The sequence below is a fragment of the Streptomyces anandii JCM 4720 genome (assembly GCF_014650655.1).
Taxonomy (GTDB): domain Bacteria; phylum Actinomycetota; class Actinomycetes; order Streptomycetales; family Streptomycetaceae; genus Streptomyces; species Streptomyces anandii.
On the sequence record NZ_BMVJ01000012.1, the window covers coordinates 114,666 to 118,038 of the forward strand.

A 3,373-nucleotide genomic window follows, 5' to 3' on the forward strand; every position below is an offset into this window, starting at 1 on the left:
TGCTGGCCGGTCAGGTGCAGCGGGAGCTGGTCGGGCTGCTCAACCAGCACGGCCCGCTCGCCGTCGGCCTCACCGGCGAGGACGCGCACACCATCACCGCCACCCGGCACACCCCCGAGATCGACGGAGAGCTAGTCGACATCGGGCGGGTCGGCGAGATCACCGAGATCGACACCGGCGCGATCGAGGCGCTGCTCGCGGACGGCCGCATCCCGGTCGTCTCCTCGATCGCCCGATCCCAGGACGACGGACATGTCTACAACGTCAATGCTGATACGGCGGCTGCGGCACTCGCTGCGGCACTGGGCGCCGAGACCCTCATGGTCCTCACCGACGTCGAGGGCCTCTACGAGGACTGGCCGGACTCCGACGAGGTGATCAGCCGGCTGACCGCTGCCCAGCTGGAGAAACTGCTGCCGGAGCTGAGCTCGGGCATGGTGCCGAAAATGGAGGGCTGCCTGCACGCCGTGCGGGGCGGCGTGAGCACCGCGCGCGTCATCGACGGCCGCGTCCAGCACTCCATCCTGCTGGAGATCTTCACCGACGAGGGCATCGGCACGATGGTCGTGCCGGACGAGGAGGGGGACGCCGTATGACCGCCAACCAGGAGCTGACCCAGCGGTGGCAGGGCGCGCTCATGAACAACTACGGCACCCCGCGGCTGCCCCTGGTGCGCGGCGAGGGCGCCCGGCTGTGGGACGCCGACGGCAAGGAGTACCTCGACTTCGTCGGCGGCATCGCCGTCAACGCGCTCGGCCACGCCCACCCGGCGGTCGTCGAGGCCGTGACCCGGCAGATCGCCTCCCTCGGGCACGTCTCCAACCTCTTCGTCGCCGAGCCGCCCGTCGCGCTCGCCGAACGCCTCCTGCAGCTCTTCGGCCGCGACGGCAAGGTGTTCTTCTGCAACTCCGGCGCCGAGGCCAACGAGGGCGCCTTCAAGATCGGCCGGCTCACCGGACGGACCCATATGGTCGCCACCGAGGGCGGCTTCCACGGCCGGACCATGGGCGCCCTCGCCCTCACCGGCCAGCCCGGCAAGCAGGAGCCCTTCCTGCCGCTGCCCGGCGAGGTCACCCACGTTCCCTACGGCGACGCGCAGGCACTGGCCGCCGCGGTCACCGACGAGACGGCCCTGGTGATCATTGAGCCGATCCAGGGCGAGAACGGGGTCGTGGTGCCGCCGCCCGGCTACCTCAAGGCGGCCCGCGCGATCACCGCGGCCACCGGCTCGCTGCTGGTCCTCGACGAGGTGCAGACCGGCGTCGGCCGCACCGGGCACTGGTTCGAGTACCAGGCCCACGAGGGCGTCCTGCCCGACGTGGTCACGCTCGCCAAGGGCCTCGGCGGCGGGCTGCCGCTCGGCGCCACCGTCGCCTTCGGGCGGGCCGCCGACCTGCTGCGGCCCGGTCAGCACGGCACGACCTTCGGCGGCAACCCGGTGGCCTGTGCCGCCGGACTCGCCGTCCTCGACACCATCGCGGACGAGGGACTTCTGGACAACGTCAAGCGGCAGAGCGAGCGGCTGCGCGACGGAATCGAGTCCTCGGGCCACGCACTGGTCGCCCAGGTCCGGGGCGCGGGCCTGCTGCTGGGTATCGTGCTCACCGAGCCGCTCGCTCCCCAGGTGCAGCAGGCGGCTCAGGAGGCCGGCTTCCTGGTGAACGCCCCCGCCCCCGACGTCGTACGGCTGATGCCGGCGCTGAACCTCGGCGACGACGCGGTGGACGCGTTCCTCCGGGCGCTTCCCGGCATCCTGGACGTGGCCCACGGGGACCGAGAGGGACGAGCCGGAGAATGAGACGACGATGAGCCAGGCGCAGGACCACGGGCACACCGAAGCCGGGCCCGCCGTACCGCAGACCCGTACCGCACGCCATCGCCGGATCGTGGACATCCTCAACCGGCAACCGGTGCGCTCCCAGAGCCAGTTGGCCAAGCTCCTCGCCGACGACGGGCTGAGCGTCACCCAGGCGACGCTGTCCCGGGACCTCGACGAGCTGAACGCGGTCAAGATCCGCAACACCGACGGCGACCTCATCTACGCGGTGCCCAGCGAGGGCGGTTTCCGCACCCCGCGCGCCCCGCTGGGGGAGTCCGTCAAGGAGGAGCGGATGCGGCGGCTGTCGCAGGAGCTGCTCATCTCCGCGGAGGCCTCGGCCAACCTGGTGGTCCTGCGCACCCCGCCGGGCGCGGCGCAGTTCCTCGCCTCGGCGATCGACCAGGCCGAACTGCACGACATCCTCGGCACGATCGCCGGCGACGACACCCTGCTGCTGATCAGCCGCGATCCGAGCGGCGGACAGGCCCTGGCGGACCACCTCCTGCGCCTGGCCCAGAACGGCCACTGACAACACGAGGAGGGGGCACACCGTTCACCGGTGTGCCCCTCTTTCGTACGTGTGCGGGCTCAGCCCAGCCGGGCGGCCAGTCCGTCGGTGCAGCGCACCTCGTCGCCCGCCGTGATCAGCAGGGCCTCCACGTCCGGCAGCGACTCAAGCCACGCGAGGCCCTGCCGGGAGCCCATCGCGAACGCGGCCGTGGCCCAGCAGTCCGCCCAGGTCAGCCGGGGCGCGACCACCGTCACCGCGACCAGGTCGGTCACCGCCGAGCGGCCCGTGCCCGGGTCCACGATGTGCGCGCCTCGCTCGGCCGTGCCCGAGGTGGCCACCGCCAGCTCCGCGGCCCCGGCCGAGGAGATCACCGCCGCCAGCCCGCCCGGACGCAGCGGATCGGACACGCCGACCCGCCAGGGCCGCTGCGGCTCCGGCGCACCGAGCAACTGGACGTCCCCGCCGCCGTTCACGCTGACCCCGCTCACCCCGGCCGCCCGGATCCGCCGGGCCGCGCGCTCGGCCGCCCAGCCCTTGACGATCCCGGTCGGATCGAGGGCTCCCCGGTAGCGCAGGCTGAACCAGCCGTCGCTGGCCCCTTCCGCCTCGGCGCCCAGTGCGAGCACCTCGGCGACCTCCGGATCGCACTCCCCGACGGTCAGCTCACCGCGCGCCAGCCGGGAGACCTGGCTGTCCTCGCGGTAGGTGCTGAACACCTCGTCGGCCCGGTGCAGTTCGGCGACCGCCTCGCGCAGCGCCGCCCGGACCGCCTCGGGTTCCCCGCCGCGGACGTCGAAGGAGAAGACCGTCCCCATGACCTCCTCCGCGTGACGCACCGCGGCGGGAGCGTTCGCCGGTTCGGCCACGGCCTCAGCCACCGGCCTGGTCCAGCGCCGACTGCAGCGACTGCTTGTAGCCGTCGCTGGTGTAGGTGGCCCCGGACACCGAGTCGATCTTCGCGCTGCCGGCGGCCACCGCCTCCTGGTTGAGCCTGGGCACGGCCAGCGCGGTCTTCTGGTCGCTGATGCCGCCCTTGGGCGCCT

Annotated in this window: 5 protein-coding genes; 3 read left to right on the plus strand and 2 right to left on the minus strand. The window is 72.9% G+C overall.

Features of this window, described 5'->3' with window-relative positions; all coding sequences use genetic code 11:
* From argB to IE249_RS22105, 3 genes are all read left to right on the plus strand, one after another.
* Positions 1 to 596: acetylglutamate kinase (gene argB, locus IE249_RS38100; protein WP_229858995.1), on the plus strand; the 596-nt coding region annotated here is incomplete at its 5' end.
* On the plus strand, positions 593 to 1,798 hold the full coding sequence (locus IE249_RS22100; protein ID WP_189707126.1) for an acetylornithine transaminase: 1,206 nt from the start codon (positions 593 to 595) through the stop codon (positions 1,796 to 1,798). The genes argB and IE249_RS22100, both read left to right, overlap by 4 nt.
* A gap of 7 nt (positions 1,799 to 1,805) precedes the next feature.
* Positions 1,806 to 2,348: an arginine repressor gene (locus tag IE249_RS22105; protein WP_189707128.1), complete on the plus strand. Its 543-nt coding sequence runs from the start codon at positions 1,806 to 1,808 to the stop codon at positions 2,346 to 2,348.
* Between the two features lie 59 nt (positions 2,349 to 2,407).
* Here IE249_RS22105 and IE249_RS22110 read toward each other — a convergent pair whose 3' ends face one another.
* Together IE249_RS22110 and IE249_RS38105 are read right to left on the minus strand one after the other, a co-directional pair.
* Positions 2,408 to 3,145, minus strand: a complete 738-nt coding sequence (locus IE249_RS22110) for an FAD:protein FMN transferase (RefSeq protein WP_373304427.1) — start codon at positions 3,143 to 3,145, stop codon at positions 2,408 to 2,410.
* 55 nt (positions 3,146 to 3,200) lie between these two features.
* Positions 3,201 to 3,373 (minus strand): FMN-binding protein (locus tag IE249_RS38105; protein WP_229859026.1); only part of this gene is annotated, 173 nt, incomplete at its 5' end.

What these genes read in the sequence shown, in the direction of transcription:
- IE249_RS22100 (WP_189707126.1), top strand. Translation starts at nt 593, where the DNA reads ATGACCGCCAACCAGGAGCTGACCCAGCGGTGGCAGGGCGCGCTCATG.
- IE249_RS22105 (WP_189707128.1), top strand. Translation starts at nt 1,806, where the DNA reads ATGAGCCAGGCGCAGGACCACGGGCACACCGAAGCCGGGCCCGCCGTA.
- IE249_RS22110 (WP_373304427.1), bottom strand. Translation starts at nt 3,145, where the DNA reads ATGGGGACGGTCTTCTCCTTCGACGTCCGCGGCGGGGAACCCGAGGCG.